Origin of the sequence: Streptomyces sp. NPDC051041 (assembly GCF_044456065.1) — a bacterium.
Taxonomy (GTDB): domain Bacteria; phylum Actinomycetota; class Actinomycetes; order Streptomycetales; family Streptomycetaceae; genus Streptomyces; species Streptomyces glaucus.
On sequence record NZ_JBITFM010000001.1, the window covers coordinates 14,414 to 37,650 of the forward strand.

Genomic DNA, 23,237 nt, shown 5'->3' on the forward strand with positions numbered 1-23,237 from the left:
CTCACACCTCCGGGTACGGACGGCCCGGCGTGCCGCTCGGCGGCGTGCCGACGGGCGGCGAGACCGGCGGTACGGGCGACGTCTGCGACGGGGCCTCCGTCAGGGAGGGCGTACGCGGCGGGACGTCCGTCACGGGCCCCGGAGCGGGTCCGGGCGGCAGCGGCCGGGTCGCCGGCGCGCCCAGTGCGTCCTGGTCCGGCGCGCCGGCGGCCCGCCCCTGTCCCGGCCCGCCGGACCGGGAGGCGGCTCCCGCCGCCTTCGCCAGGCGCCCGACCGCCAGCCCGGCCAGCAGCGCGCCGCCCAGGAAGGCCCCGGGACGCCGGCGGGCGAAGCCCTGGAGGTCGGCGACGAGGCCTTCGACCCCCTGCTTCTCCAGGTACTCGGCCGCCCGGTGCCCCTTGTCGGCCGCCTGGACCGCCAGACCGCGGGCGGGCGAGCCGTTCCGGGCGCCCTCGGCCATGCCGGAGAGGTCGTCGGCCCACTGCCTGAGCGCGCCGGCCGCGCGCCTGGTCTGTTCCTCGGCCTCGTCCATCGCGCGGCTTCGCAGGTCGTCGATGACTGTGCCGGCCTGCTGCCGCGCCTCGCCCACCACGGCCCGGGCCTGGTCCGCCGCGGTCCCCGCGACCTGGGTCGCGGCCTGCTTGGCCTGGTCAGCCGTCGCGGAGGTCTCTGCCTTGACCCTCTCGCCGGTGCCCCCGGTTCCGGTCTGTACGGATTCACTCATCGGCGACTTCTCCTCATCGGATGTCTCGCGTTCGGTCCCGTGTCCCGGACGGCCGGAGGCCGTACACCGGGCATGACACGTGACCGTCCGTCCCGATCCGAGTGGCCATTTACAGCGGTTTGACACGTTTTGTCCGAAGGTGGGTCGGGTCGGGACCGCCGACGCGCGGGGCGGGAGCCCTCGGGTCCGGACGGCCGGCCCGTCCGGCGGGCCCGCCCTCCGCGCGACGCCGGTCGCCTGACGGCGCCTCGGACCCGGGCCGGACCGCCGCGGGCCACCGGCCCTGCCGCCTCCCCGCTCCCCGGGCCGCCCTTCGGCCGCCTCCCCGCTCCCCGGCCGTCTCCCCGGCCGCGCAGGCGCCCGACGATGATCCGCAAGCGCCCGTCGGCGGTCCGTCGGCGGTCCGCGGGTGCCTGTCGGCGGTCCGTCGGCGGTCCGCGGGTGCCTGTCGGCGGTCCGTCGGCGGTCCGCGGGTGCCTGTCGGCGGTCTGTCGGCGGTTTGTCGGCCGGGGCTGACACCGTCGTCGGCATGACGCGAATCGACAAGCCGACGAGCGGAACGCCCGCCGTCACCGTGCGCGGGCTGGTCAAGCACTACGGCGAGACGAAGGCGCTGGACGGGGTCGACCTGGACGTGCGCGAGGGGACCGTCATGGGGGTGCTCGGGCCGAACGGGGCCGGGAAGACCACCCTCGTCCGGATCCTCTCCACCCTGCTGGCCCCGGACGCCGGGCGGGCGGTCGTCGCCGGCTACGACGTGGTGCGGCAGCCGCGGCAGCTGCGCCGGGTGATCGGCCTCACCGGCCAGTACGCCTCCGTGGACGAGAAGATCCCCGGCTGGGAGAACCTCTACCTGATCGGGCGGCTGCTGGACCTGTCCCGCAAGCAGGCCCGCGCGCGGGCCGACGAGCTGCTGGAGCGGTTCTCGCTGACCGAGGCCGCGAAGCGGCCGGCGGGCACCTACTCCGGCGGCATGCGGCGGCGGCTCGACCTGGCCGCCTCGATGATCGGGCACCCGGCCGTGCTGTACCTGGACGAGCCGACGACGGGGCTGGACCCCCGGACCCGCAACGAGGTGTGGGACGAGGTCAAGCGCATGGTCGGGGACGGGGTGACCGTGCTGCTGACCACGCAGTACATGGAGGAGGCCGAGCAGCTCGCCGCCGAGCTGACCGTGGTGGACCGCGGCAAGGTCGTCGCGAGCGGCGGCATCGAGGAGCTGAAGGCCCGGGTCGGCGGCCGTACGCTGCGCGTCCGCCCGGCCGACCCGCTCCAGCTGCGCCCGCTGGCCGCCGCCCTGGACGAACTGGGCATCACCGGGCTCGCCGGCACCACCGTGGACGACGAGCGCGGGGCGGTCCTGGTGCCGGTCCTCAGCGACGAGCAGCTGACCGCCGTGGTCGGCGCCGTCACCGCGCGCGGCATCACCCTCTCCTCCCTCACCACCGAACTGCCCAGCCTGGACGAGGTCTTCCTGTCCCTCACCGGCCACCGGGCCAGTGCCCCGCAGGACGCCCCGCCCGCCGACTCCCGCGAGGAGGTCTCCGTATGAGCGCCGCCACCGCCCCCGCCGCCGACACGCGCATCCCGCTGCGCGGCCATCTGCGCCACACCGGCGCGCTGGTCCGCCGCAACCTGCTGTGGATCCGGCAGGACCCGGAGTCGATGTTCGACGCCGTCCTGTTCCCGGTGGTCTTCACCCTGCTGTTCGTGTACGTCTTCGGCGGCTCCATCGGGCAGGCGCTCGGCGGCGGGCAGGACCAGTACGTGCAGTACGTCGTGCCCGGCCTGATGGCCATGATGGGCATGAACATGGCCCAGGGGGTCGGCACCGGCTTCAACCAGGACTTCAACAGCGGGGTGATGGACCGGTTCCGGTCGCTGCCGATCGGGCGCGGCTCCGTGCTGTTCGCGAAGATCGCGGTGGAGCTGCTGCGGATGCTGCTCGCGACGGCGATCCTGATGGTCGTCGCCGTGCTCGTGGGGTTCGACATCACCGACTGGCCGGGACTGCTGGCCTCCGTGGGGCTGTCCGCGGTGTTCGGCTCGGCCCTGATGTGGGTGTTCCTCACCCTCGGCGTGGTGATGAAGAACGCGCAGTCGGTGCAGGCGATGGGCTTCCTGGTGCTGCTGCCGCTGCAGTTCGGCTCGTCGATCTTCGCGCCGACCGACTCGATGCCCGGCTGGCTGCAGGCGTTCACCGACTACAACCCGCTGTCCTCGCTCGCGGACACCGCGCGCGGGCTGATGGTGGGCGGCCCGGTCGCGCACGACCTGTGGGTGACGCTGGCCTGGTCGGCGGTGCTCACCGCGGTGATGGCGCCGGTCGCGATCCACAAGTTCCGGACGAAGAACTGACGCGTCCGGCCCGGCGGCCCGCGCCGGACCGGGCTCAGACCAGGGCGGCGGCCTCCTCGGGGGAGAGGCCGCCGCCCTCGGCGTACGCGGCGTCGTAGGCCTCGGCGCCTAGCGCGGCGCGGGTCCGCTCGACGGCCCGCTCGTGCACGGCCCGCTCGTAGGCGCTGTCGACATGACCGGTCGGCAGCGCCGCGTCGACGGCGCCGAGGCAGCGGGCGGCGTCCCGGGCCCGGCGTCCGCCGTCGAGGCCGGCGAGGGCCAGCGCGGCGATCCTCAGGTACCCCGAGCGCATGCTCGGCGCGATGACCGTGGACAGCGGGTCGCCGGCCTTCGCCAGTGCCCGGCGTATCTTCTCCAGGGCCGCCTCGTTCCGGTCGTCGGCCGCGTCCAGCCACGCCTCGAACCCGAGGATGATCGCGTCGAAGACCACGAAGTGGGAGATGTCGAACTCCTCGCGCAGCAGCCGGAGTTGCTCGCGCGCCTCGGCGGTCCGCCCGGTCGCGCCCAGCCGGCCGACGAGGAAGAGCCGGGCGGCGGGCCCGGCCTCGTTGCCGTGGCCCTCCCGCTGGTCGATCACCTCGCGCAGCAGCCGCTCGCCCCGCTCGGTCTCGCCCGCCTCCAGCAGGGCGCTGCCCAGGCGGGAGATGAGCACCGCCTTCTGGGCGCGGGCGCCGAGGCGTTCGGCGTGTTCGATCGCCGCCTCGTAGTCGGCGGCGGCGAGCAGGTACGCGCCCTTGCGCTCGCGGGCCTCGCCGCGCGCGGCGAGCGCCTCGGCGCTGCCCCAGGCGTCCCCGAGGCGCCGGTAGATCTCCAGCGCCTCGTCGGCGTCCCGGCCGGCGTCCCCCGCCCACTCGGGGCGGTTGGCGAGCAGGTTGGCGCGCATCTGCAGGCTGGAGGCGAGCTCCCAGTCGTATCCGGGGGTCTGCCGGCAGGTGCGGACGGCGGCGTCGACCAGGGCCCACAGCCGGTCCATGTCGCCGGTGAGCATCACGGCGTAGAACCAGAGCATGCCGGGGATGCGGCAGGTCTGCGGCAGCCCGGGCTCGTACACCTTGCTGATGGTCCGCAGCTTCTGCTGGGCGCGCGGGTTCTGCCAGGCGTCCAGCTCCATGTCCATGCAGGCCAGATGGGCGAGGTGGACGCCGCGCCGGGCCTCGGCGAGGACCTCGCCGGTCATCGGGGGCGGCGCGGCCGTGCACGGCTCCGGCACGGGCGCGGCCCGGCGGACCGGCTCGGTGAACGGGTCGGGGCCGAGGGCCATGACCTCGCGGCACCAGGTGCGGACCTCGGTGCGCAGGTCGCGCATCCGCCAGAACCAGACCAGCGACAGCACCAGGCACAGCCCCTCCTGCTCGTCGCGGGCGGCGACGGCGTGCCGCAGGGCGGTGCGCAGGTTCTCGTACTCGCGTTCCAGCCGCCGGGCGGCGGCGAGCTGGTCCGGGCCGCGCAGCAGCGGGTCGGTGGTGCGGGCGAGTTCGCGGTAGTACGTCAGGTGCGCGCGTTCGGCGGCGGCCCGCTGCCCCGCCTCGTCCAGCCGCTCGCCCGCGTACTCGGCGACGGTCTCCAGGAGCCGGTAGCGCATCCCGCCGTCGTCCGAGGGGGCGGCCACGACGAGGGACTTGTCGACGAGCGAGCCCAGCGCGTCCAGCGTGCCCGGCCCGCACACGGCCTCGGCGGCGGCGAGGTCGCAGCCGCCCGCGAACACCGACAGCCGCCGCAGCACGTCGCGTTCGTCCTCGTCGAGCAGGTCCCAGGACCAGTCGACGACCGCGCGCAGCGTCTGCTGGCGGGGCAGGACGGTGCGGCTGCCCGAGGTGAGCAGGCGGAAGCGGTCGTCGAGCCGGTCGGCGATCTGCCGGGGCGTGAGCATCCGCAGCCGGGCGGCGGCCAGCTCGATGGCCAGGGGCAGCCCGTCGAGCCGCCGGCAGATCTCGGCGCACGACGCCGGGTCGTCCTCGACGCGGAAGCCGGGCCGGGCGGCGGCCCCCCGGTCGGCGAGCAGCCGCAGCGCCGCCGGTTCGGGCAGCGGCTCCACCGGCCGCAGCACCTCTCCGGCCACGCCGAGGGGTTCGCGGCTGGTGGCGAGGACGGTCAGCTGCGGGCAGCGGGCGAGCAGGTCCTCGGCGAGCCGGGCCGCCGCGTCGACGACGTGCTCGCAGTTGTCGAGGATGAGCAGCATCCGGCGCCGGGCGCAGTGCTCGACGAGCCGTTCGAGGGGGTCGTCGTGGCGGTCGGAGACGGCCCGCATCTCCTCGGCGCCGGCGCCGTACAGCACCGTCTCGCGGGCGCCGACGGCGGTGAGCACGGCCTCCGGCACGGCGTCCGGGTCGTCGACCGGCGCCAGCTCGGCCAGCCACACGCCGTCGCGGGCCGCGTCCCGCACGGTCTCCGCCGCCTCCTGCGACAGCCGCGTCTTCCCGGCGCCGCCGGGACCGAGCAGCGTGACGAGCCGGGCCGTGGCGAGGTCGCCCCGGATGGCGTCGATGTCGGCCTCCCGCCCGACGAAGGAGGTCAGGCGGGCCCGGAGGTTGCCGGGGGGCGGGGAGCCGGCGGGCGCGGCGGGTTCGGCGCGGGCCGCCCGCGGGGGCGGGGCGGGGCCGTCGCCCAGCAGCTGCCCGTGCAGCTCCCGCAGCTCCGGGCCCGGATCGGAGCCCAGGCGGGCGGCGAGGAGGCGGCGTACGTCCTCGTAGGCGGCCAGGGCCTCGGCGGTGCGGCCCGCGTCGCGCAGGGCGCGCAGGCGCAGGGCCTGGAGGGACTCGTCCAGCGGGTGGCCGTCGCACAGGGCGGTCAGCTCGGGCAGGGACCGCTCGGCGTCGCCGAGGGCGAGCGCGGCGGTGTGCCGGGCGCGCAGCGCGTCCAGGCGCCGCGCCTCCCAGCGGGCCGCCTCGGCGGTGCGGTCGGGCAGGTCGGCGAGGGCGGGGCCCCGCCACAGGGCGAGGGCGTCGTCGAGGACGACGGCCGCCTTGGCGGCGTCGCCGTCGGCGAGCGCGCGCGTGCCCTCGCCGGTCAGCCGCTCGAAGCGGTGCAGGTCGACGTCGTCGGGCGCGGCGCACAGGCGGTAGCCGCCCTCCGCCGAGGCGACCGCGTCCGCGCCGAGCGCCCGGCGCAGCCGCCCGACCAGCGCCTGCAGCGCGCCGGTGGCGTCGGCGGGCGGGCCGCCGTCCCAGACCTCCTCGACCAGCAGGCCCACCGGCACGCTGCGGCCGGTCCGCAGGGCGAGGACGGTCAGCAGGGCACGCAGCCGCGCCCCGCCGACCGGGACGACGGTGCCGTCGGGGCGGAGCGCCTGCGTGGTGCCGAGGATGCGGTAGCGCACGGGGTTCATTCTCCCCGGAGGCGTCGAGGACGGTCACGGGGCTCCGGCGGCGCGGCGCGAGGGCCGGGCGGCCGCTCGCGGCGGCCCGGCGCGCTCCGGGCGCCGGGCACCCGCCCCCGCCGGCCGTCACGAGCCGCGCACAGCGCTGTGCGCGGCACCCGGCGCGGGCGGCCGACGATCGCCGGTCCCGTCCCCCGCCTTCCCCGGAACCGATGGGCCCGCGCGAGACGTTCTCCCTCCGCGCCCGGTACGGTCGGGCCGTCCCCACCCCGTGCCCGAGCGTCCAGGGAGCCCCATGACCACCGCCACCATCCGCCCCGGCGACCGGAGGGTCAGCCCCGTCTTCGTGGGGATCCTGGCCGTCACGGCGGTCACGGGCTGGGCCACCTGGACCGGGTTCGCCGAGCAGCCCGGCGTGGCCGTGTTCCTCTTCGTCACGGCCGCCTGGATCGTCTCCCTGTGCCTGCACGAGTACGCGCACGCGCGCACCGCCCTGCACGGCGGCGACATCTCGGTCGGCGCCAAGGGCTACCTCACGCTGAACCCGATGAGGTACACGCACGCCCTGCTCAGCATCGTGCTGCCGGTGCTCTTCGTGATCATGGGCGGGATCGGCCTGCCCGGCGGCGCCGTCTTCATCGAGCGCGGACGCATCCGGGGCCGCTGGCGGCACAGCCTGATCTCCGCGGCCGGGCCGCTGACGAACGTGCTGTTCGCGGTGGTGTGCACGGCCCCGTTCTGGCTGGACGCCCTGGACGGCGTGCCCCGCGAGTTCCGGTTCGCGCTCGCCTTCCTCGCCCTGCTCCAGGTCACGGCCGCGATCCTGAACTTCCTGCCGGTGCCGGGCCTGGACGGCTACGGCGTCGTGGAGCCCTGGCTGTCGTACGGGGTGCGGCGGCAGCTGGAGCCGTTCGCGCCGTTCGGCCTGCTGCTGGTGTTCGCGCTGCTGTGGGTGCCGTCCGTCAACGCCGTCTTCTTCGACGCGGTCGACGCCGTCCTGCGGGCGCTGGGGACCGGCGGCTTCGACACGTACTGCGGCTTCGAGCTGTTCCGCTTCTGGGACACGGACGAGATCTGCTCGGTCGCCCCGTGACGGGACGGGCCCGTCACGGCCTCCCCCGGGGCGCTCCGCGACGGCCTCACCCGGTGACGGAGCCGCCCCGCCCGGCCCGGTGGCGCTTGAGGTAGTACCAGGTCATGTTGGACGACAGCCCGGCCAGCAGCACCCAGACGATGCCCAGCCAGCTGCCCCGGACGAAGGAGATCACGGCCGCGGCCACCGCGAGCACGCAGACGATCAGGGTGTAGAGGGCGAGGCGGGGCATGGGGTCGGCTCCTGTCGGGGGACACTGCGCTTGTTCCTGCCGACCAGTGTCCCCCATCGCCTCATACGTCCGTGATCCGGAGCCCCGCGTGCGCCTTGTAGCGGCGGTTGACGGAGATCAGGTTGGCGACCAGCGACTCCACCTGGTGGGCGTTGCGCAGCCGCCCGGCGTAGATGCCGCGCATGCCGGGGATGCGCCCGGCGAGCGCCTGCACGGTCTCCACGTCGGCGCGCGCCTCGCCGAGGACCATCACGTCGGTGTCGATCTCGTCGATCCCCGGGTCCTGGAGCAGGACGGCCGACAGGTGGTGGAAGGCGGCGGTGACGCGGGAGTCCGGCAGCAGGGCGGCGGCCTGCTCGGCGGCGCTGCCCTCCTCGGGCTTCAGCGCGTAGGCGCCCTTCTTGTCGAAGCCGAGCGGGTTGACGCAGTCGACGACGAGCTTGCCGGCCAGCTCCTCGCGCAGGGACGCCAGGGTCTCGCCGTGGCCCTCCCACGGCACGGCGACGATCACGATGTCGCTGCGGCGCGCGCACTCGGCGTTGTCGGCGCCCTCGACGCCGTGCCCGAGTTCCCCGGCGGCGGCCCGGGCGCGTTCGGCGGCCCGGGAGCCGATGATCACCTTCTGGCCGGCCTTGGCGAGCCGGTAGGCCAGGCCCTTGCCCTGCGGTCCGGTCCCGCCGAGCACGCCGACGACCAGCCCGGAGACGTCGGGCAGGTCCCAGGGGTCCTTGGCGGGGGCCTTCTGTGCACTGTCGGTAGAGGTCATGGGCCCGACCTTACGTCCGCGGCGGCGGGACCACGGGCTCAGGTGAGGCCGCTCACGGGAACGCGCCGGAAGGCGATCGTCTCGTACGCGCCGAAGTCGCCGGTCTCGTACAGGAGCCCGACGGTGTTCTCGTCGACGCGGACGAGGTCGGAGTAGGCGGCGGGCAGGCCGTCGACGGTGTGCACCGGGCGCCAGGTGGTGCCGGCGTCGGTGGAGGCGCGCACCGTCATCAGGGCGCGGAAGCCGGGGTCGGCGGGGCCGGAGAAGAGCAGCACGTCGGGGTCGCGGAGCTGGAGCAGGCTGCCCTGGCAGACGGGGCCGGTCAGTCCGGCCTGCGGGCGGAAGCGCTTGACCAGGGTCCGCCCGCCGTCCCCGGAGTACGCGTCGGCGCGGTTGCCGGGGGACGGGGAGTCGTTGCGGGCGTTGAAGTAGACGCGGCCGTCGGGGAGTTCGGCGGCGGTGGTCTCGTTGACGTTGACGTAGCCGTCGGTGTTGTCGTCGACGTAGCCGATCCGCCAGGTGGCGCCGCGGTCGTCGCTGAGCAGGCAGTGGCCGCCGTTGTACCGGCCCTCGGTGCCGTCGTCCCCGCCGGCGGGCGGCAGGGAGTGGTTGGCGGGGACGACGACGCGGCCGCCGCTCAGCTGGAGGGCGTGGCCGGGCGTGGTGGCGTACCAGCGCCACTCGGGCTTCTTCACCGCCTTGGTGATCTCCCTGGGCGCCGACCAGGTGGTCCCGCCGTCGTCGCTGTGCCGCACCCACACCCGCCGCCCGTCCGCGGCGCCGACCGTGCCGCGCCGGATGGCGTCCTCGGTGGCGGAGGCCGCGTTGCGCACGTGGACGAGGAGGACCCGGCCGGTGTCCAGAACGACGGGGGCGGGGTTGCCGGCGAGGCCGGCGCCGTTCTCCGCCGCGACCTGGAGCGGGCCCCAGGTGCGGCCGCCGTCCGTGGACCGCTTCAGCACGATGTCGATGTGCCCGAAGTCGTCCCGCGAGTCGACCCGGCCCTCGCAGAAGGCGAGCAGGGTGCCGTCGCCCGTGGCGACGAGGGCGGGGATGCGGAAGCTGGCGTAGCCCTCCCGGCCGGCGCGGAAGGGGACGCTGGTCTCTGCCATGGGGGCTCCTCGGAACGGACGGCGGGCCTGCGGGTGGCCCTGGCCCATGCCCGTTCCGGGCGAACTCCCGGTGAACTCCGCGTCACGAGTGGTGACGCCGGCGGGGTGCGGCCGCCCGGGCGCGGCGCCGGGGAAGCGCCCGCCGGGACGGGGCGGCCGGGGCGACGGGGCGGTCCGCGGGGCCGCCCGCCGCGGCCGGCGGCACGCCGCGCGGTCCCGCCGGTGCTCCGCGCCGGCCCTCAGTCCTCGCCCCGGTCCCGCGCGGGCGCGTCGTGCCAGCGGGGGTCGTTCTCCCACTGGAGGTCGCGCTCGCGGGCGAGTTCCATCGCGTGGGCGGCCTCGTCCCGGCCGGGGTACGGTCCGAAGCGGTCCTTGGCCGGGCACTCCGGCCCCTCCTCGACCTTCTGGTGCTTCAGGCAGTAGTACCACTCGCCGGGCTTGCCGGCCGTGCGCTTCTTGAACAGGGCCATGGGCAGCTCCTCTCGCCACCGACATGTTCCCCCACGCCCGCTGGTTAGACTCGCTGGCATGTCTGGCCAGTCGCTGCTCGTCCCGGGGAAGCTGTCCCCCGTCCGTTCCGTGCCCGGAAACATCCGCCGCCCCGAGTACGTCGGCAAGCCGGCGCCGACGCCGTACACCGGCCCGGAGGTGCAGACCCCCGAGACGATCGAGGCGATGCGCGTGGCCGGCCGGATCGCCGCGCAGGCGATGGCCGAGGCGGCCCGGCACATCGCGCCGGGCGTGACCACGGACGAGCTGGACCGGGTGGCGCACGAGTTCCTGTGCGACCACGGCGCCTACCCCTCGACGCTCGGCTACCGCGGCTTCCCCAAGTCCCTGTGCACCTCGATCAACGAGGTGATCTGCCACGGCATCCCCGACTCCACCGTCCTGCGGGACGGCGACATCGTCAACCTGGACGTGACGGCGTACATCGGCGGGGTGCACGGCGACAACAACGCCACCTACCTGGTCGGCGAGGTCGACGAGGAGAGCCGCCTGCTGGTGGAGCGCACCCGCGAGGCGCTGAACCGGGCCATCAAGGCGGTCCGGCCGGGCCGGCAGATCAACGTCATCGGCCGGGTCATCGAGTCGTACGCCAAGCGCTTCGGCTACGGCGTGGTCCGCGACTTCACCGGCCACGGCATCAACAGCTCGTTCCACTCCGGCCTGATCGTCCCGCACTACGACAGCCCGCACGCGACGACGGTCATGCAGCCCGGCATGACGTTCACGATCGAGCCGATGCTGACGCTCGGGACGCACGAGTACGAGATGTGGGACGACGGCTGGACGGTCGTGACCAAGGACCGCAAGCGCACGGCCCAGTTCGAGCACACGCTGGTGGTGACGGACACGGGCGCGGAGATCCTCACCCTCCCGTAGCCGGCTCCGGCCCGCGGCCCGTCCTCCCCGCGGGGCGGGCCCCCGGCCGTCGGGGAACCGCCTCCGCGTCTTCGCGCAGGCGTCCGGGCGCGGCTGCCGAAAGCCGCCGGGCACGGCCGTGCTCCGGCCCCCGGGCGGGCGGTTCCCGCTCCCGGCCCGGCTCAGCGCTCCAGCCGGACCCGCCCCCCGACCTCGACCCATCCCTCCGGCTGCGGGGCGGTGAGGATCTGGGAGCCCGCGCCCTGGGTGATGTTCAGGGCGCGGCCCAGCCGGTCGGTCAGCAGCAGGGCGGCGGCGCCGGTCGCCTCGTCCTCCTCGATGCCGTCCCCGCGCCCGGGAAAGCCCCGGGCGCGGACCCGCCCCGCGCTCTCGTCCTCCCACGCCCAGGCGTAGAGCCACTCCCCCGCCGGCGGGACGGCCAGGTCCTCGACCTCGGCGGCGGTGGCGTACCGGCGCAGGGTGCGCGGCGGCGCCCACTCGGCCCGCGCCTCGATCCAGCTGAACTCACCGTCCTGCCGGGCGCCCACGACGCCGGCGGGCGTGACGAGTTCGGGCACGTCGAGCAGCCAGGCCACGCCGACGCAGGGGTAGCCGGCGAAGGGCAGCCGCATGCCGGGCGTGTAGATGTCGATGACGCCGCGCTCGGGGTCGTCGACGAACACGGTCTCGCTGAACCCCAGCTTCGCGGCCAGTTCCTGCCGCTCGCCCGCGTCCGGCACCACGGACCCGTCCCGGACGACGCCGAGTTCGTTGCCGTATCCGCCGTTCGGCCCGCAGAAGACGCGCAGCACGTCGTAGTTGGTCACGGGGGCATTGAAGCATCACGGGCCGCGGCCGGCCGCGCCCGCGGCCCGTGCCCGGGTCGCGGTGGGGCCGCGGTACCCGGTCCCGGCATCCGGGCTTCGCCCGGTCCCGGTAGGGTTCGCCTCCGGAAAGGGGAAGGGGAAGGTACCCGATGAGCAGGGATCGCGGCCCTCGGGGGCTCCGCAGGCTTGGCCGGGGCGTGCTGGCGGCGGCCTCGGTGACCGCTTTGTCGTTGACGGCGAACGGGTGCGTGGTGGTGCACGGGGAGCGCGAGGTGCTTCCGGCGGCCACCCGCGCCGAGGCCGCGCAGGCGCTCCGGCAGTTCACGTCCGCGTACAACAAGGCGGACCGGGCGTACGACAGTTCCCTGGACGCCGACCACACCACCGGCGCCCTCGCCGCCATCGACTCGGCCCGGCTGAAGGCGGGGCACGCCAACCATCCGGGCGGCAACCCCTCGCACACGCCGCTGGAGCTGACGGACGCGAGGTTCACCATCCCCAAGAAGGCGGGCTGGCCGCGCTGGTTCCTCGCCGACGCCAAGGGCAACAAGGGCGGTGACGTCCGCTGGCTGCTGGTGTTCACCCGCGACGGCCTGGACGAGACCTGGCAGGTGGCGTACCTGACGCTGGTGGCGCCCGGCGACATACCCGGGTTCCGGACCGACCGGGACGGCTGGGCCGAGGCCGTCCCCGCCGACTCCGCCGAACTCGCCGTCCCCCCGCAGGAGTTGAGCGAGACGTACAGCGAGTACCTGGAGAGCGGCGGTGAGGACTTCGCGGCGGGCGCGCACACCAGCGACTGGCGGGCGCTGCGGAAGAAGAACGCGGCCCGGCCGGGGCTGGCCACGCAGTACATCGACGAGCCGCTGACGAACGGCGACTACGCGCCGCTGGCGCTGCGCACGGAGGACGGCGGGGCGCTGGTGTTCTTCGCCACGCGCCACTACGAGCGGCAGGTGGCCGCCCAGGGCGCCTCGGTCCCCACGCCGAACGAGGACGTGCTGGCGCTGACCAAGGGCGAGATCAAGCAGTCGCTGACGATGGAGTTCGTCTCCAACGAGGTCGCCCTGGACCCGAAGCGGGGCACGGACGGCGGGAAGGTGTCGGTCCTGGGCCGCATCCAGGGGCTGACGTCGGCGCAGGGCGGGTAGGCCGCCGGTTTCAGCGGCGCAGGGGCCAGGCCGCGCCCGCGTGGCCGGCCTCCTCGCCGGCGTACCGGGCGCAGGCGTCGGTGAGGTGTTCCAGCAGGCTGAGCGGATCGGGCAGCGCGTGCTCGGGGCCACGCACCCAGTGCACCGACTGGTCGCCGGGGAGCCGGGCGGGCGGGACGAGGACGTAGGAGCCGCGGCAGTGCCAGCGCAGGCCGGGATGCTCGTCCATGGTCTCGGGGTGGCAGTCCAGCTCGCACGGCCACCACTCGTCCTCGTCCTCGGGGGTGCCGCGGGTGAGGGTGAAGAACAGCATCCGGCCGTCGTCGCTCTCGGCGACCGGGCCGACCTCGATCCCGGCCTCGAGCAGCCGCCGGAGCGCCTCGCGGCCGGCCTGGAGGGGCACGTCGAGGACGTCGTGCACCATGCCGGTCGCGGTGATGAAGTTGGCCTGCGGCTGGTGCCGGGCCCAGCGCTCGATCTGGGCGCGGTCGGTGGTGGACTGCGTCTGCCAGGCGAAGGACACCGGGTGCCGGGCCGGGGTGGGACAGCCGACGCGGTCGCAGGAGCACATGTAGCCGGCCGGGTGCGCGGCGGGCGCGAGGGGCAGGCCCGCGGCGGCGGCGGCGAGCAGCAGGGCCTCCCGGCCGCCGTCGCCGGCGGCCTCCTTCGGGCGGCGTCCGCGCAGCCACTGGGAGAGTTTGCCCCGCAGGCCGGTCCGGCCGCCGAACTCCGCGCTCATCTATCCCCTCGCCTCGCCGTCGTGCGGAACAGCATGCCTCATCGTCCCATCATCCCGCGCCGCGGGGGGCACGGACGGCATACCGGGTACCGGGGGGACGGGGAGCGCCCCCCGGTCCGCGGCCGTCACCCGCCCCCGCCGGGTTCCGCCGCCCCGCCGGGGGCGGGTTCCGGCCGGGGGCGGGCGCTCACCGTGGCAGGAGGCCGTACAGCGCGTAGTCGACGAGGGTGTCGGTGTACTCGTGGGAGATCGGGCCGGTGCGCTGCAGCCAGCGCTGGGCGAGCGGGGAGACGAAGAGTTCCAGGGCGATGCGCGGGTCGATGTCCGCGCGGATCTGCCCGGCGTCCTGTGCGGAGCGCAGCCGGTCGGCGTAGAGCTGGAGCCCGGGTTCGAGCAGGCGGGCGAGGAAGACCCGGCCGAGCGGCTCGTTGACGACGCCCTCCGCGGCCAGGGCGCGGTACGGGGCGTCGTACTTCGGATCCCGCAGTTCGTCGACCGTGGCCCGCAGGACGGTCTTGAGGTCGGCGGCGAGGTCGCCGGTGTCCGGGAAGGCGTACTCCTCCTGCCCCGCCGCGCGCGCCGCCTGCTCGCCGAGGTCGAGGAAGGCCTCCAGCAGGACGTCCGCCTTCGACGACCACCACCGGTAGATCGTCTGCTTGCCGACGCCGGCGCGGGCGGCGATGCCCTCGACGGTGGTCCTGGGGTAGCCGACCTCGGCGACCAGCGCGAGGGCGGCGTCGTAGATGGCGCGCCGGGACCTCTCGCTGCGGCGGCCGGCGTCGGGGGCGGGCTTGCCGGAGGCGGGCTGGGGTGGTTTCTGGACGGCCATGGGCCGAATCTATCAGCTTGACAAGACGGAACGTCTCGCCGGACAGTGGAGCGGTTGGAGCGGCGAGACGAACCGTATCGTCACGTCGCTGTGGCTCGACGGGAGGAGTCCTCATGCCACGCAACGGAACCGGGGACATGCTGGGCGTCGGCGGCACCCGGCAGAACCTCGGCCGCGCGGCCCTGCGCGGCGGCGGCCGGGGCGACCGGGTCGGCGGCGGACCCGACCGTCCGGCGCAGAAGCGGGAGCTGCTGCGCCGGCTCCGGCAGGAGCGCCGGGCCGGCCGGGACGCCGCCGGACCGGCTAGGGACGGGCGTACGGCCGGGTCATGATCTCCATGTGGTGGCCGTCGGGGTCGTCGAAGTACGCGCCGCGCCCGCCGAACAGCCGGTTGATCCGCCCGGGTTCGGTGTGGCGCGGGTCGGCGTAGCAGGTGACCCCGGCCGCCTCCAGGCGGCTGATCGCGGCGTCGAACGCGGTCTCGGGGACGGGGAAGGCGTAGTGCTGCGGCTGGATCGGCTCGTCCCGCTTCTCGCGGTGGTCGAGGGTGACGCCGTTGCCGAGGTCGACGGGCAGGAACGGGCCGAACGGGGCGCCGACCTCCAGCCCGAGGACCGCGGCGACGAACCCGGCCGACCGCGCGCGGCCGGTGGCGTAGACGGCGGTGTGGTCGAGCCGGACGGCGGTCGCGGGCGGCTGCGGAGCCCGCGACCGCCGGGGGGACATGGTCTGGGACATGGCTGAGGTCTGCCTCCGGTCTTCGGTGACGGGATGCGCGCGGACGCGCTGGGGACGAAGACGCGGAGAAGGGGGCGGGGCTCTCGCCCGCCCTCGGCCGCGCTCGAGCGGGGAGACCCCCGCCGCGCTCACTCCGGGGCCGGGAACCTCACTCGTGCGTGGCCCATGGCCGACCCGGCAGTCACCCGGCCAACTCTATTGATCGCCGCGGGGGCGGGACAACGGCGTCTTCCGGCCGGGGCAGGGGCCCGGTGCCGCCGTGCCGGGGACGGGGCCGGGTGCCGTCGGGGACGGGACCGCGGCCGGGTGCCGCCGGAACCGGGGCGGGCCCTAAGGCGCCGGGGGCCAGGGATCGCCCCAGTCGGTGTCGCGGGCCGCCCGGTACAGCTCGCCGTGGCGCTTGGTGACGGTGGCCCGGCGCAGGGCGGGCTCGGTCTCGCACAGGTCCAGCAGCACCTGGCCCTTGCGGATCTGCGGGCGCCGGACGACGCGGGCGGGGGCGGGCGCGACGGGGAAGCGGGCGGCGGCGACGTAGGCGAACTTCTCGTCCTCGTAGGCCAGGGAGCCGCCCTTGACCTGGCGGTGCAGGGAGGAGCGGCTGACCCGGGCCGAGAAGTGGCACCAGTCCGTGCCCGGGGCGATGGGGCAGGCGGCGCTGTGCGGGCAGGGGGCGGCGACGTGGAGGCCGGCGCGGACGAGGCGGTCGCGGGCCTCGAGGACGCGGGCGTAGCCGTCGGGGGTGCCGGGCTCGACGACCACGACGGCCTGGGCGGCGCGGGCGGCGGCGTCGACCGCGGCGGCCCGGTCGGCGTCGGTCAGCTCGCCGAGGACGTACGAGACGGTGACGAGATCGGTGCTCTCGATGGTGAGCTCCGCTCCGATGCGTGAGCGCCGCCACTCGGCGGTCCTCAGCGCCGGGTGCGCGGCGGCGAGCTCCCGCCCGAGCGCGAGCGCCGGCTCGGCCCAGTCCAGGACGGTGACCGGCCGCTCACCCGGCCAGGTGGCGCCGACGGCCCAGGTCGCCGCGCCGGTGCCGCCGCCGACGTCCACGTGGCCGCCGGGCGTCCACCCGGGCGCCGCCTCGGCGAACGCCGCCAGCGCCGCGCACACCGCCTCGAACGTGGCCGGCATGCGGTACGCGGCGTACGCCGCCACGTCCGAGCGGTCCCGCAGCACCGGGGCGTCCGTCGGCGTCCGGCCCCGGTAGTTCGCGATCAGCCGCTCCACCGCCTGCGCCGCCGCCTTCGGCGGGAGCCCGTCGAGCAGCCCGGCCAGAGCGGCGCGGAGGGCGTCGGCGGGGGAAACGGAGGAGACGGGGGCGTTCACACGGCGATTCTACGGGGGCGCCGGGCGGCGGCGGGCCGGGCGGGCCGGGGAGCGGCGGGCCGGGCGGCCCTCGTCACCTTCCCCGCACCGCCCGCGCCAGGCGGGTCCCCGCAGCCGCGCGGGCCCGGTTCAGGGGGTCGCGGCGTCGCGGATGGACCGCGTTGGTCAGCAGGACCAGGAAGGTGTCCGTGGCCGGGTCCAGGACCAGGGAGGTGCCGGTGAAGCCCGTGTGGCCCGCCGCGCCGCGCCCGGCCAGCTCCCCCATGAACCACGGCTGGTCCAGGGCGAAGCCCAGCCCCGGCGGGGTCAGCAGGAGCTCGACGAAGTCGGGGCCGAGGATGCGGGCGGGGCCGTACGAGCCGCCCGCGAGCAGCGCGCGGCAGAAGACCGCGAGGTCCCGGCCGGTGGAGAACAGGCCCGCGTGGCCGGCCACCCCGCCCAGCGCCCAGGCGTTCTCGTCGTGCACCTCGCCCCGCAGCATCCCCCGGTCCGCCCTGGCCCACGGCCGCCGCTGGTCCTCCGTCGCCGCCGCCCGGGGGCAGGGGCCGAAGCCGGTCGCCGTCATGCCCAGGGGCCGGGTGATGCCGTCGCGGAGGAGGACGTCCAGCGTCCGGCCCGTGAGGCGTTCCAGGACGTGCTGGAGCAGCAGCATGTTCAGGTCGGAGTAGCAGTACGTGCCGGGTACCCCGACCGGCGGCTCGGCCCGCAGCAGCGCCAGGCGCTCGGCGTCGTCGGCGCAGTCGTACAGCGGCAGTTCGGGCCGCAGCCCGGAGGTGTGGGTGAGCAGCTGCCGCACGGTGATGCCGTGCCGGACCGCCGCGGGGAAGTCGGGCAGGTAGGCGCCCACCCGGGCGTCGATGCCCAGCGTGCCCCGCTCGATCTGCTGCACGGCCGCGACCGAGGTGAACAGCTTGGTGAGGGAGGCCAGGTCGAAAGGGGTGTCGACGGTCATCGGCACCCGGGCGCCGGGCGGCAGTTCGACGCCGCTGTCGGACCCGGGGTCGTACGCCGCGTACCGCACGGCCCAGCCGGCCGCCTCCGCCACGGCGATCACCGGCCCGCGCCCGGCCACCACGACCGCGCCCGCCGCCCGGGGGCGTTCCCCGGCGGTGAGGCCGCGGACCTCCCGGACGAGCCGGCGCAGTTCGCCGGGGTCGAGTCCGGCCCGCTCCGGCGCGCCGTCGCGCAGCCGGGGCGCGCTCAGCTCTCCTCCCGCTCCCGCTCGGCCGTGCGGGAGCGGGGAGCGTCCCCGTCCGGTGCGCCCGCGCGGGCGGCCCAGGGCCGGCACAGTCCCACGAAGCAGGCGAGCGCCACCAGCGCCGCGGCCAGCTGGACGAGCGCCATCGGCAGGGCGGTGTCCTCCCCGGCGACGCCGACCAGCGGGGAGGCGACCGCGCCGATGAGGAACGAGGAGGTGCCGAGCAGGGCGGACGCGGCGCCCGCGTTCTGCCTGACCCGCATCAGGGCGAGGGTCTGGGTGTTGGGCAGGGCGACGCCCATCGCCGACATCAGCACGAACAGGGCCGCCGCGACGGGCACCAGCCCGGTCTCGCCGAACACGCCGAGGGACATCAGCAGCAGCGCGACCGCCGCGGCGATGACGACCGCGAGGCCGGCGCCCAGCACCCGGTCGAGCCCGACCCGGCCGACCAGCACCCTGCCGTTGATCTGGCCGACGGCGACCAGTCCGACCGAGTTGAGGCCGAACAGCAGGCTGAAGGTCTGCGGGGAGGCGCCGTAGATCTCCTGGACCACGAACGGCGAGGCGGAGACGTAGGCGAACAGCGAGGCGAAGGCGAAGCCGCCCGTGAGCATGTACCCGGTGAAGGCCCGGTCGGCGAGCAGGCCGCGCATGGAGCGCAGGGCCTCGCCGACGCCCCCGCCGTGGCGCTCCCCGGCCGGCAGCGTCTCGGGCAGCCTCGCCCACACCACCCCGGCCAGCAGCACCCCGACCACCGCCAGCAGGAGGAACACGCCCCGCCAGTCCGTCACGCGCAGGATCTGCCCGCCGATCAGCGGCGCCACGATCGGGGCGACCCCGGAGATCAGCATGAGGGTGGAGAAGAAGCGGGCCATGGCCATGCCGTCGTAGAGGTCGCGGACGACGGCCCGCGCGATGACGATCCCGGCGGCGCCCGCGAGGCCCTGCACCAGCCGGAAGGCGACCAGGAGTTCGACGGTGGGGGCGAAGGCGCACAGGACGGTGGCGACGACGTAGACGGCGAGTCCGGCCAGCAGCGGGCGCCGGCGGCCCCACTTGTCGCTCATCGGCCCGACCACCAGCTGGCCGAGGGCCATGCCGGCCAGGCAGGCGGTGAGGGTGAGCTGGACGGTCGCGGCGGACGCGTGCAGGGACCGGGTGACCTCCGGCAGCGCGGGGAGGTACATGTCCATCGCGAGCGGGGGTATGGCGGTCAGGCCGCCGAGGATCAGGGTGACCAGCAGGCCGGTGCGGCGCAGCGCGGCGGGGGCGCTCCCCCGGCCGGGCGACGCGGACGGCTGGGCCGGGACGGCCGCCGCGGCGCCGGCCAGGAGCCCGTCGCCCGCGGCCGCCGCGGCGTCCGGGCCGGCCGCCGGTGACGGGGTGTTCGGTATGGACGCCCCACGCTCGGGCATGTTCCCCTCCCTCTCCGAGTGATCCGCCCCCTATGGTCTCAGCTCGAACAGAGTGTCAGGTGTCACATCCGGTCGCCGCCAGGGGGCGGAACGGGCGCCCGGCGCGTTCCGCGACCGCGCCGGGCGCCCGTCACCGCGCCGGGTGAGCGGGGCTCACGCCGGCTTCAGGCCCGGCGCCCCCGCCTCCGTCACGAAGGACGCGGCCGTGGTCACCGGCGCCCCGGGCCTGGTCACGTACGGCACGGCCCTGAAGTCGGCCCGGGCCAGCTGCTGTCCGAGCGTGACCGTCACGTAGCCGCGCCGCCCGTCGTAGAACCGCAGGTGCGGGTTGGCGGTCAGGTAGGTGTTCCAGTTCGCCGGCCTCTCCGCCCCGTCCTTGCCGCTGGCGATCGACGTGGCCACGATCTCCGTGCCGAGCGTGCGGGAGGCCGGGTCGTCGAAGTCGTCCTTGATGTCGAAGGCGTACGCGACGTGCACGTCGCCGGTGAGCACCATCAGGTTGTCGACGCCGGCCGCCCGGGCCCCGTCGAGGATCCGGCGGCGGGAGGCGCGGTAGCCGTCCCAGGCGTCCATGGACAGCTTGGCGACCGGGTTCAGGTCCAGCTTGCGCTGCGAGAAGGTGACCTGCTGCGGCACGACGTTCCACCGGGCGCGCGAGGAGTGCCAGCCGTCGAGCAGCCACCGCTCCTGCGTCGCGCCGGTCATGGTGCGCGCCGGGTCGTCGATGACGGGGCCGGGCAGCTGGGCGCCGTCGCCGTAGGCCTGGTCGGAGCGGTACTGCCGGGTGTCGAGGATGTCGAACTGGGCGAGGCGGCCCCAGTGCAGGCGCCGGTAGAGCCGCATGTCCGGGCCGTCGGGCAACTGCGGTCGGCGCAGCGGCTGGTGCTCCCAGTAGGCGCGGTAGGCGGAGGCGCGGCGCAGCAGGAACTCCTCCGGCGGGACGCTGTTCTCCGGGGTGCCGTCCGCGTAGTTGTTCTCGGTCTCGTGGTCGTCCCAGGTGACGACGAAGGGATGCGCGGCGTGCGCGGCCCTCAGGTCGGGGTCGGTCTTGTAGAGGGCGTACCGCAGGCGGTAGTCCTCCAGGGTGACCGTCTCGCGGTTGAACAGCGCGGGCAGGGTCCGGTCGGTGTAGTTCCGCGCCCCGCCGGCGGAGTTGACGGCGTACTCGTACAGGTAGTCCCCGAGGTGGAAGACCACGTCGACGTCCTCGGCGGCGAGATGGGCGTACGGGGTGAAGTAGCCGTCGTGGTACGCCTGGCAGGAGACGGCGGCGAGGGTCAGCGCCGGGACGCGGGCGCCGGGCGGCGGGGCGGTGCGGGTGCGGCCGGTGGGGCTGGTCCAACGGCCCGCGCGGAAGCGGTAGTAGAAGACGCGGTCCGCCTCCAGGTGGTCCACCTCGACGTGGACCGTGTGGTGGAACTCGGGGTGCGCGGTGGCGGTGCCGCGTCTGGCGATCCGGCGGAACCGCTCGTCGTGGGCCAGCTCCCAGTGGACGGTGACGCGTCCGGCCGGCAGGCCGCCGTCGGGCTGGTACGGGGCGGGGGCGAGCCGGGTCCACAGGAGCACGGAGCCGGGCAGCGGGTCGCCGGAGGCGACGCCGAGGGTGAAGGGGTCGTCGGTGATGCGGGCGGCGTCGAGTTCGGCGGCGGCGGCCGTGCCGGCGGTGGGCAGGTTCACCGCGAAGGCGAGCGCGGCGGCGGCGCCGGTCGCGGTCAGGAAGCGGCGGCGGCCGATGTGCCGGGCCGCCGCGCGCAGTTCGGGGGCGTGCTGGGACGGGCGTGCTGCGGGTGTCATCCGATTCTCCCCTGTCGCATGGGTGCAGGGGGCATTCGAATGACCGGGAGCGACACCCGGTTGGCGCGTACACAACAGAAGCATGGCGGGCGGATGAGTTCCGGATGGCGGCCCCTCCCGCACGCTGCGGATGCGTGAACGCCGTACGAACGGACGGACGGACGCGTCGCGGCACGCGGCGGAGCCGCCGCCGGAGGCGAACGCGCGATGCGCGGCGGCGCCGGACGCACGGTGCGCGGCGGCGACGGCGGCGGCGGCAATGCCGCGCACCGGACCGGACCAAACGTCGTCAAGCCGTCAACCGCTACAACCGGAATACGAAACTCCATGGCGTCGCCGCCGATGGAGGGCTTACGCTCATCACCTCCTTCGCCGCAGCTTCACACTTGGAGCGGCAAGCTCCCGCAGTCCACTCCGAGGGGGGAGGCGGCAGCCGTTCCACGGCACCGGGTGGGGGTGGACCCCCGGGGGGCAACTGCGGGGTACGCACCGGTGCGTGGGACGGCTGCCGGCAAGCCGGCGGGGGGCGGCTGCCGAACACGCCGGCGGGAGGGACGGCGGCGCGAGTACGCCGACCAGGGCCGTCGGGCCGGAGGCCGTCAGGACCGCTGCCGTCGAACCGGAGGCCGCCAGGCCGACCGCCGTCGGGCCGACCGCCGTCAGACCGGAGGCCGTCAGACCGGAGGCCGTCCGGGGGCCTGCTCGGCCCGTCCGAGGATCCGCTCCACCTCGGCCATCTGCTCCGCGGTGAGCGGCCCCTTCTCCAGCGCGCCCGCGTTCTCCTCGGCCTGCGCGACCGAGCGGAACCCGGGGATCGGCACGGTGCGCGGACTGCGCGCCCACAACCAGGCCAGGGCGCCCTGGGCGAGCGTGCGGCCGCCGTCGGTGAGGACATCGCGCAGCGCCTCGACCCGGGCGAACCACTCCGGGTCGGCGCCCGACCCGTCGCCGAACCCCTTCAGCCAGGCGGGCGGGCGGCTGCGGATGTCCCCGGCCTCCGGTGCCCGGCCGGGCACACGCCTGCCGGTGAGCAGCCCCATGGCGAGCGGACTGCGTACGACACTGGCCAGACCGGCCTCCTCGCACAGCCGCAGCATCCCGGGCGCGTCCTGGAGGACGTTGACGGCGTGCTGGACGGCGGCGCAGTGCGGCCCCTTCGCGAACACGGCGGCGCGCCCGGGATCGTCGGTGCTCCAGGCGTAGGCCCGGATCAGCCCCTCCCGCACCAACTCCTCACAGGTGTCGCGCAGCCGGGCCGCGCGCTCGGGGTCCGCGTCGCCGAGGTGGAACTGGTACAGGTCCACGTGGTCGGTGCCGAGGCGGCGCAGGGAGGCGGTCAGCGCGCGGCGGACGTGCGCCACGGAGTCGTCGCCGCCGGTCAGGGTGCGGGTCCGCTCGTCGAAGACGTTGCCCCACTTGGTGGCGACGACGACATCGGCCCGGCGCCTGCCGAGGGCCCGGCCCAGCACGCGTTCGCTGTGCCCGGTGCCGTAGACGTCGGCGGTGTCGAAGAAGGTGACGCCCAGGTCGAGGGCGCGCCGGATCGCCCGCACGGACTCCTCGTCGTCGACCCGGCCCCAACCCAGGGGCTGTCCGTCGGGGGTCCGCCACTCGCCGCCGATCGCCCAGCAGCCGAAGCCGAGGGCGCTGACCCGGATGCCGCTGCGGCCCAGGGTCCGTGTGGTCTCCGTCCGTGTGGTTTCCGCTCGTGTGGTTTCCGCTCGTGTGGTTTCCGCTCGTGTGGTCTCCATGCCCGAGGACGCTAGGAGTTGGAGCGCGCGCGAAGGCAAGGCACCGACGGCTCCGGCTCGTCAGGCCTGCCCGGTCTCGAAGCGGGAGATCCTGCCGTCCTCGTCGACGGTGAAGCTCCAGCGGGTGCGCATCTCGCCCCACGTGTCGTTGCGGTAGCGGGCGAGGAGACAGCGTCCGCCGTTGGACTCGTTGTCGACCTCCAGGTGGCCGTGGGAGGAGAAGATCTCCCGGTCGATCCACTCGGCGAGGTCGTGCTCCGCGCCGTCGTCCGCCATGGTCGCGCCGGGTGCGAGGAGCGCGAGGAAGCTCTCGCGGTCGTGGTGGTTGACGGCTCTGACGAAGGCGCGGACGGCCGGGTCGCTGAGACGGGTGGTCTGGATCGTCATGCCTGCCAGCCTCGTACCGGCCTCGGGCCCTCGCCACCCGCACCACCCGAACGGCGTCCGCGACGGGCCCGTGGGATGTGGGGCGGGGCCGGGAGTGCGACGGTGGGAACATG

22 protein-coding genes are annotated in these 23,237 nt (G+C 75.4%); 6 read left to right on the forward strand and 16 right to left on the reverse strand.

All coding sequences use genetic code 11. The features are described from left to right. Position 1 precedes the first annotated feature (1 nt). Complete coding sequence (locus ACIBAI_RS00090; protein ID WP_399030116.1) at positions 2-724, reverse strand: hypothetical protein; 723 nt, start codon at positions 722-724, stop codon at positions 2-4. Between the two features lie 529 nt (positions 725-1,253). Here ACIBAI_RS00090 and ACIBAI_RS00095 point away from each other — a divergent pair. Then, entirely contained in the window at positions 1,254-2,276 is a 1,023-nt protein-coding gene (locus ACIBAI_RS00095; RefSeq protein WP_399030117.1) for an ATP-binding cassette domain-containing protein, read from the forward strand. Next, positions 2,273-3,082: an ABC transporter permease gene (locus ACIBAI_RS00100; RefSeq protein WP_344608132.1), complete on the forward strand. Its 810-nt coding sequence runs from the start codon at positions 2,273-2,275 to the stop codon at positions 3,080-3,082. The genes ACIBAI_RS00095 and ACIBAI_RS00100 overlap by 4 nt, the downstream gene beginning before the upstream one ends. Positions 3,083-3,116: 34 nt before the next feature. Here ACIBAI_RS00100 and ACIBAI_RS00105 read toward each other — a convergent pair whose 3' ends face one another. Further along, positions 3,117-6,407: a BTAD domain-containing putative transcriptional regulator gene (locus tag ACIBAI_RS00105; RefSeq protein WP_399030118.1), complete on the reverse strand. Its 3,291-nt coding sequence runs from the start codon at positions 6,405-6,407 to the stop codon at positions 3,117-3,119. Between the two features lie 286 nt (positions 6,408-6,693). Here ACIBAI_RS00105 and ACIBAI_RS00110 point away from each other — a divergent pair, with 286 nt between their 5' ends. Further along, positions 6,694-7,491, forward strand: coding sequence for a site-2 protease family protein (locus ACIBAI_RS00110; protein WP_399030119.1), 798 nt, complete (start codon positions 6,694-6,696; stop codon positions 7,489-7,491). Positions 7,492-7,537: 46 nt separating this feature from the next. On the opposite strand, the gene ACIBAI_RS00115 is transcribed toward ACIBAI_RS00110, so the two are convergent. The 4 genes from ACIBAI_RS00115 to ACIBAI_RS00130 form a co-directional block, all read right to left on the reverse strand. Beyond that, positions 7,538-7,723: a hypothetical protein gene (locus ACIBAI_RS00115; protein WP_399030120.1), complete on the reverse strand. Its 186-nt coding sequence runs from the start codon at positions 7,721-7,723 to the stop codon at positions 7,538-7,540. 61 nt (positions 7,724-7,784) lie between these two features. Further along, a complete protein-coding gene (gene npdG, locus ACIBAI_RS00120) occupies positions 7,785-8,489 on the reverse strand; it encodes an NADPH-dependent F420 reductase (RefSeq protein ID WP_399030121.1) in 705 nt (234 codons plus the stop codon). 38 nt (positions 8,490-8,527) lie between these two features. Continuing rightward, positions 8,528-9,601: an exo-alpha-sialidase gene (locus ACIBAI_RS00125; protein ID WP_399030122.1), complete on the reverse strand. Its 1,074-nt coding sequence runs from the start codon at positions 9,599-9,601 to the stop codon at positions 8,528-8,530. A gap of 239 nt (positions 9,602-9,840) precedes the next feature. Further along, positions 9,841-10,071 carry a hypothetical protein gene (locus tag ACIBAI_RS00130; protein ID WP_399030123.1) on the reverse strand — a complete coding sequence of 77 codons (231 nt, stop codon included), beginning with the start codon at positions 10,069-10,071 and terminating at the stop codon, positions 9,841-9,843. 58 nt (positions 10,072-10,129) lie between these two features. Between ACIBAI_RS00130 and map the strand changes: the two genes are divergently transcribed. Further along, on the forward strand, positions 10,130-10,987 hold the full coding sequence (gene map, locus ACIBAI_RS00135) for a type I methionyl aminopeptidase (RefSeq protein WP_399030124.1): 858 nt from the start codon (positions 10,130-10,132) through the stop codon (positions 10,985-10,987). A 161-nt stretch (positions 10,988-11,148) separates the two neighbouring features. Here map and ACIBAI_RS00140 read toward each other — a convergent pair whose 3' ends face one another. After that, positions 11,149-11,793 (reverse strand): PhzF family phenazine biosynthesis protein, encoded by a 645-nt coding sequence (locus tag ACIBAI_RS00140; protein WP_399030125.1) that lies wholly within the window; start codon positions 11,791-11,793, stop codon positions 11,149-11,151. 149 nt (positions 11,794-11,942) lie between these two features. On the opposite strand from ACIBAI_RS00140, the gene ACIBAI_RS00145 reads away from it, so the two are divergent. After that, complete coding sequence (locus ACIBAI_RS00145) at positions 11,943-12,944, forward strand: hypothetical protein (RefSeq protein WP_399030126.1); 1,002 nt, start codon at positions 11,943-11,945, stop codon at positions 12,942-12,944. A gap of 10 nt (positions 12,945-12,954) precedes the next feature. Here the strand turns inward: ACIBAI_RS00145 and ACIBAI_RS00150 are convergent, their stop codons facing one another. Both ACIBAI_RS00150 and ACIBAI_RS00155 read right to left on the reverse strand, forming a co-directional pair. After that, positions 12,955-13,683, reverse strand: a complete 729-nt coding sequence (locus ACIBAI_RS00150) for a bifunctional DNA primase/polymerase (RefSeq protein ID WP_399030127.1) — start codon at positions 13,681-13,683, stop codon at positions 12,955-12,957. A 187-nt stretch (positions 13,684-13,870) separates the two neighbouring features. Further along, a complete protein-coding gene (locus ACIBAI_RS00155; protein ID WP_399030128.1) occupies positions 13,871-14,512 on the reverse strand; it encodes a TetR/AcrR family transcriptional regulator in 642 nt (213 codons plus the stop codon). A 113-nt stretch (positions 14,513-14,625) separates the two neighbouring features. On the opposite strand from ACIBAI_RS00155, the gene ACIBAI_RS00160 reads away from it, so the two are divergent. Then, positions 14,626-14,844, forward strand: a complete 219-nt coding sequence (locus ACIBAI_RS00160) for a DUF6243 family protein (protein WP_399030129.1) — start codon at positions 14,626-14,628, stop codon at positions 14,842-14,844. Here ACIBAI_RS00160 and ACIBAI_RS00165 read toward each other — a convergent pair. The 7 genes from ACIBAI_RS00165 to ACIBAI_RS00195 all read right to left on the reverse strand — a co-directional run bounded on the left by ACIBAI_RS00165 (position 14,816) and on the right by ACIBAI_RS00195 (position 23,124). Continuing rightward, entirely contained in the window at positions 14,816-15,238 is a 423-nt protein-coding gene (locus tag ACIBAI_RS00165; protein ID WP_399030706.1) for a VOC family protein, read from the reverse strand. The two genes, ACIBAI_RS00160 and ACIBAI_RS00165, sit on opposite strands and share 29 nt — an antisense overlap. A 342-nt stretch (positions 15,239-15,580) precedes the next feature. Next, positions 15,581-16,576: a small ribosomal subunit Rsm22 family protein gene (locus tag ACIBAI_RS00170; protein ID WP_399030130.1), complete on the reverse strand. Its 996-nt coding sequence runs from the start codon at positions 16,574-16,576 to the stop codon at positions 15,581-15,583. A gap of 73 nt (positions 16,577-16,649) precedes the next feature. Continuing rightward, the gene (locus tag ACIBAI_RS00175; protein WP_399030707.1) at positions 16,650-17,765 is read right to left on the reverse strand and encodes a serine hydrolase domain-containing protein; all 1,116 of its coding nucleotides are present in this window, start codon (positions 17,763-17,765) and stop codon (positions 16,650-16,652) included. Between the two features lie 11 nt (positions 17,766-17,776). Beyond that, positions 17,777-19,192, reverse strand: coding sequence for a multidrug effflux MFS transporter (locus ACIBAI_RS00180; protein WP_399030131.1), 1,416 nt, complete (start codon positions 19,190-19,192; stop codon positions 17,777-17,779). A gap of 153 nt (positions 19,193-19,345) precedes the next feature. Continuing rightward, positions 19,346-20,986: an alkaline phosphatase D family protein gene (locus tag ACIBAI_RS00185; protein WP_399030132.1), complete on the reverse strand. Its 1,641-nt coding sequence runs from the start codon at positions 20,984-20,986 to the stop codon at positions 19,346-19,348. Between the two features lie 674 nt (positions 20,987-21,660). Beyond that, positions 21,661-22,737 carry an aldo/keto reductase gene (locus tag ACIBAI_RS00190; RefSeq protein ID WP_399030133.1) on the reverse strand — a complete coding sequence of 359 codons (1,077 nt, stop codon included), beginning with the start codon at positions 22,735-22,737 and terminating at the stop codon, positions 21,661-21,663. Positions 22,738-22,797: 60 nt separating this feature from the next. Then, positions 22,798-23,124, reverse strand: a complete 327-nt coding sequence (locus tag ACIBAI_RS00195; RefSeq protein WP_399030134.1) for a nuclear transport factor 2 family protein — start codon at positions 23,122-23,124, stop codon at positions 22,798-22,800. Positions 23,125-23,237 lie beyond the last annotated feature (113 nt).

Bases quoted from the DNA above. Each gene is read 5' to 3' on its own strand.
- ACIBAI_RS00090 (WP_399030116.1), bottom strand. From the start codon at position 724: ATGAGTGAATCCGTACAGACCGGAACCGGGGGCACCGGCGAGAGGGTC.
- ACIBAI_RS00095 (WP_399030117.1), top strand. From the start codon at position 1,254: ATGACGCGAATCGACAAGCCGACGAGCGGAACGCCCGCCGTCACCGTG.
- ACIBAI_RS00100 (WP_344608132.1), top strand. From the start codon at position 2,273: ATGAGCGCCGCCACCGCCCCCGCCGCCGACACGCGCATCCCGCTGCGC.
- ACIBAI_RS00105 (WP_399030118.1), bottom strand. From the start codon at position 6,407: ATGAACCCCGTGCGCTACCGCATCCTCGGCACCACGCAGGCGCTCCGC.
- ACIBAI_RS00110 (WP_399030119.1), top strand. From the start codon at position 6,694: ATGACCACCGCCACCATCCGCCCCGGCGACCGGAGGGTCAGCCCCGTC.
- ACIBAI_RS00115 (WP_399030120.1), bottom strand. From the start codon at position 7,723: ATGCCCCGCCTCGCCCTCTACACCCTGATCGTCTGCGTGCTCGCGGTG.
- npdG (WP_399030121.1), bottom strand. From the start codon at position 8,489: ATGACCTCTACCGACAGTGCACAGAAGGCCCCCGCCAAGGACCCCTGG.
- ACIBAI_RS00125 (WP_399030122.1), bottom strand. From the start codon at position 9,601: ATGGCAGAGACCAGCGTCCCCTTCCGCGCCGGCCGGGAGGGCTACGCC.
- ACIBAI_RS00130 (WP_399030123.1), bottom strand. From the start codon at position 10,071: ATGGCCCTGTTCAAGAAGCGCACGGCCGGCAAGCCCGGCGAGTGGTAC.
- map (WP_399030124.1), top strand. From the start codon at position 10,130: ATGTCTGGCCAGTCGCTGCTCGTCCCGGGGAAGCTGTCCCCCGTCCGT.
- ACIBAI_RS00145 (WP_399030126.1), top strand. From the start codon at position 11,943: ATGAGCAGGGATCGCGGCCCTCGGGGGCTCCGCAGGCTTGGCCGGGGC.
- ACIBAI_RS00150 (WP_399030127.1), bottom strand. From the start codon at position 13,683: ATGAGCGCGGAGTTCGGCGGCCGGACCGGCCTGCGGGGCAAACTCTCC.
- ACIBAI_RS00155 (WP_399030128.1), bottom strand. From the start codon at position 14,512: ATGGCCGTCCAGAAACCACCCCAGCCCGCCTCCGGCAAGCCCGCCCCC.
- ACIBAI_RS00160 (WP_399030129.1), top strand. From the start codon at position 14,626: ATGCCACGCAACGGAACCGGGGACATGCTGGGCGTCGGCGGCACCCGG.
- ACIBAI_RS00165 (WP_399030706.1), bottom strand. From the start codon at position 15,238: ATGTCCCCCCGGCGGTCGCGGGCTCCGCAGCCGCCCGCGACCGCCGTC.
- ACIBAI_RS00180 (WP_399030131.1), bottom strand. From the start codon at position 19,192: ATGCCCGAGCGTGGGGCGTCCATACCGAACACCCCGTCACCGGCGGCC.
- ACIBAI_RS00185 (WP_399030132.1), bottom strand. From the start codon at position 20,986: ATGACACCCGCAGCACGCCCGTCCCAGCACGCCCCCGAACTGCGCGCG.
- ACIBAI_RS00190 (WP_399030133.1), bottom strand. From the start codon at position 22,737: ATGGAGACCACACGAGCGGAAACCACACGAGCGGAAACCACACGAGCG.
- ACIBAI_RS00195 (WP_399030134.1), bottom strand. From the start codon at position 23,124: ATGACGATCCAGACCACCCGTCTCAGCGACCCGGCCGTCCGCGCCTTC.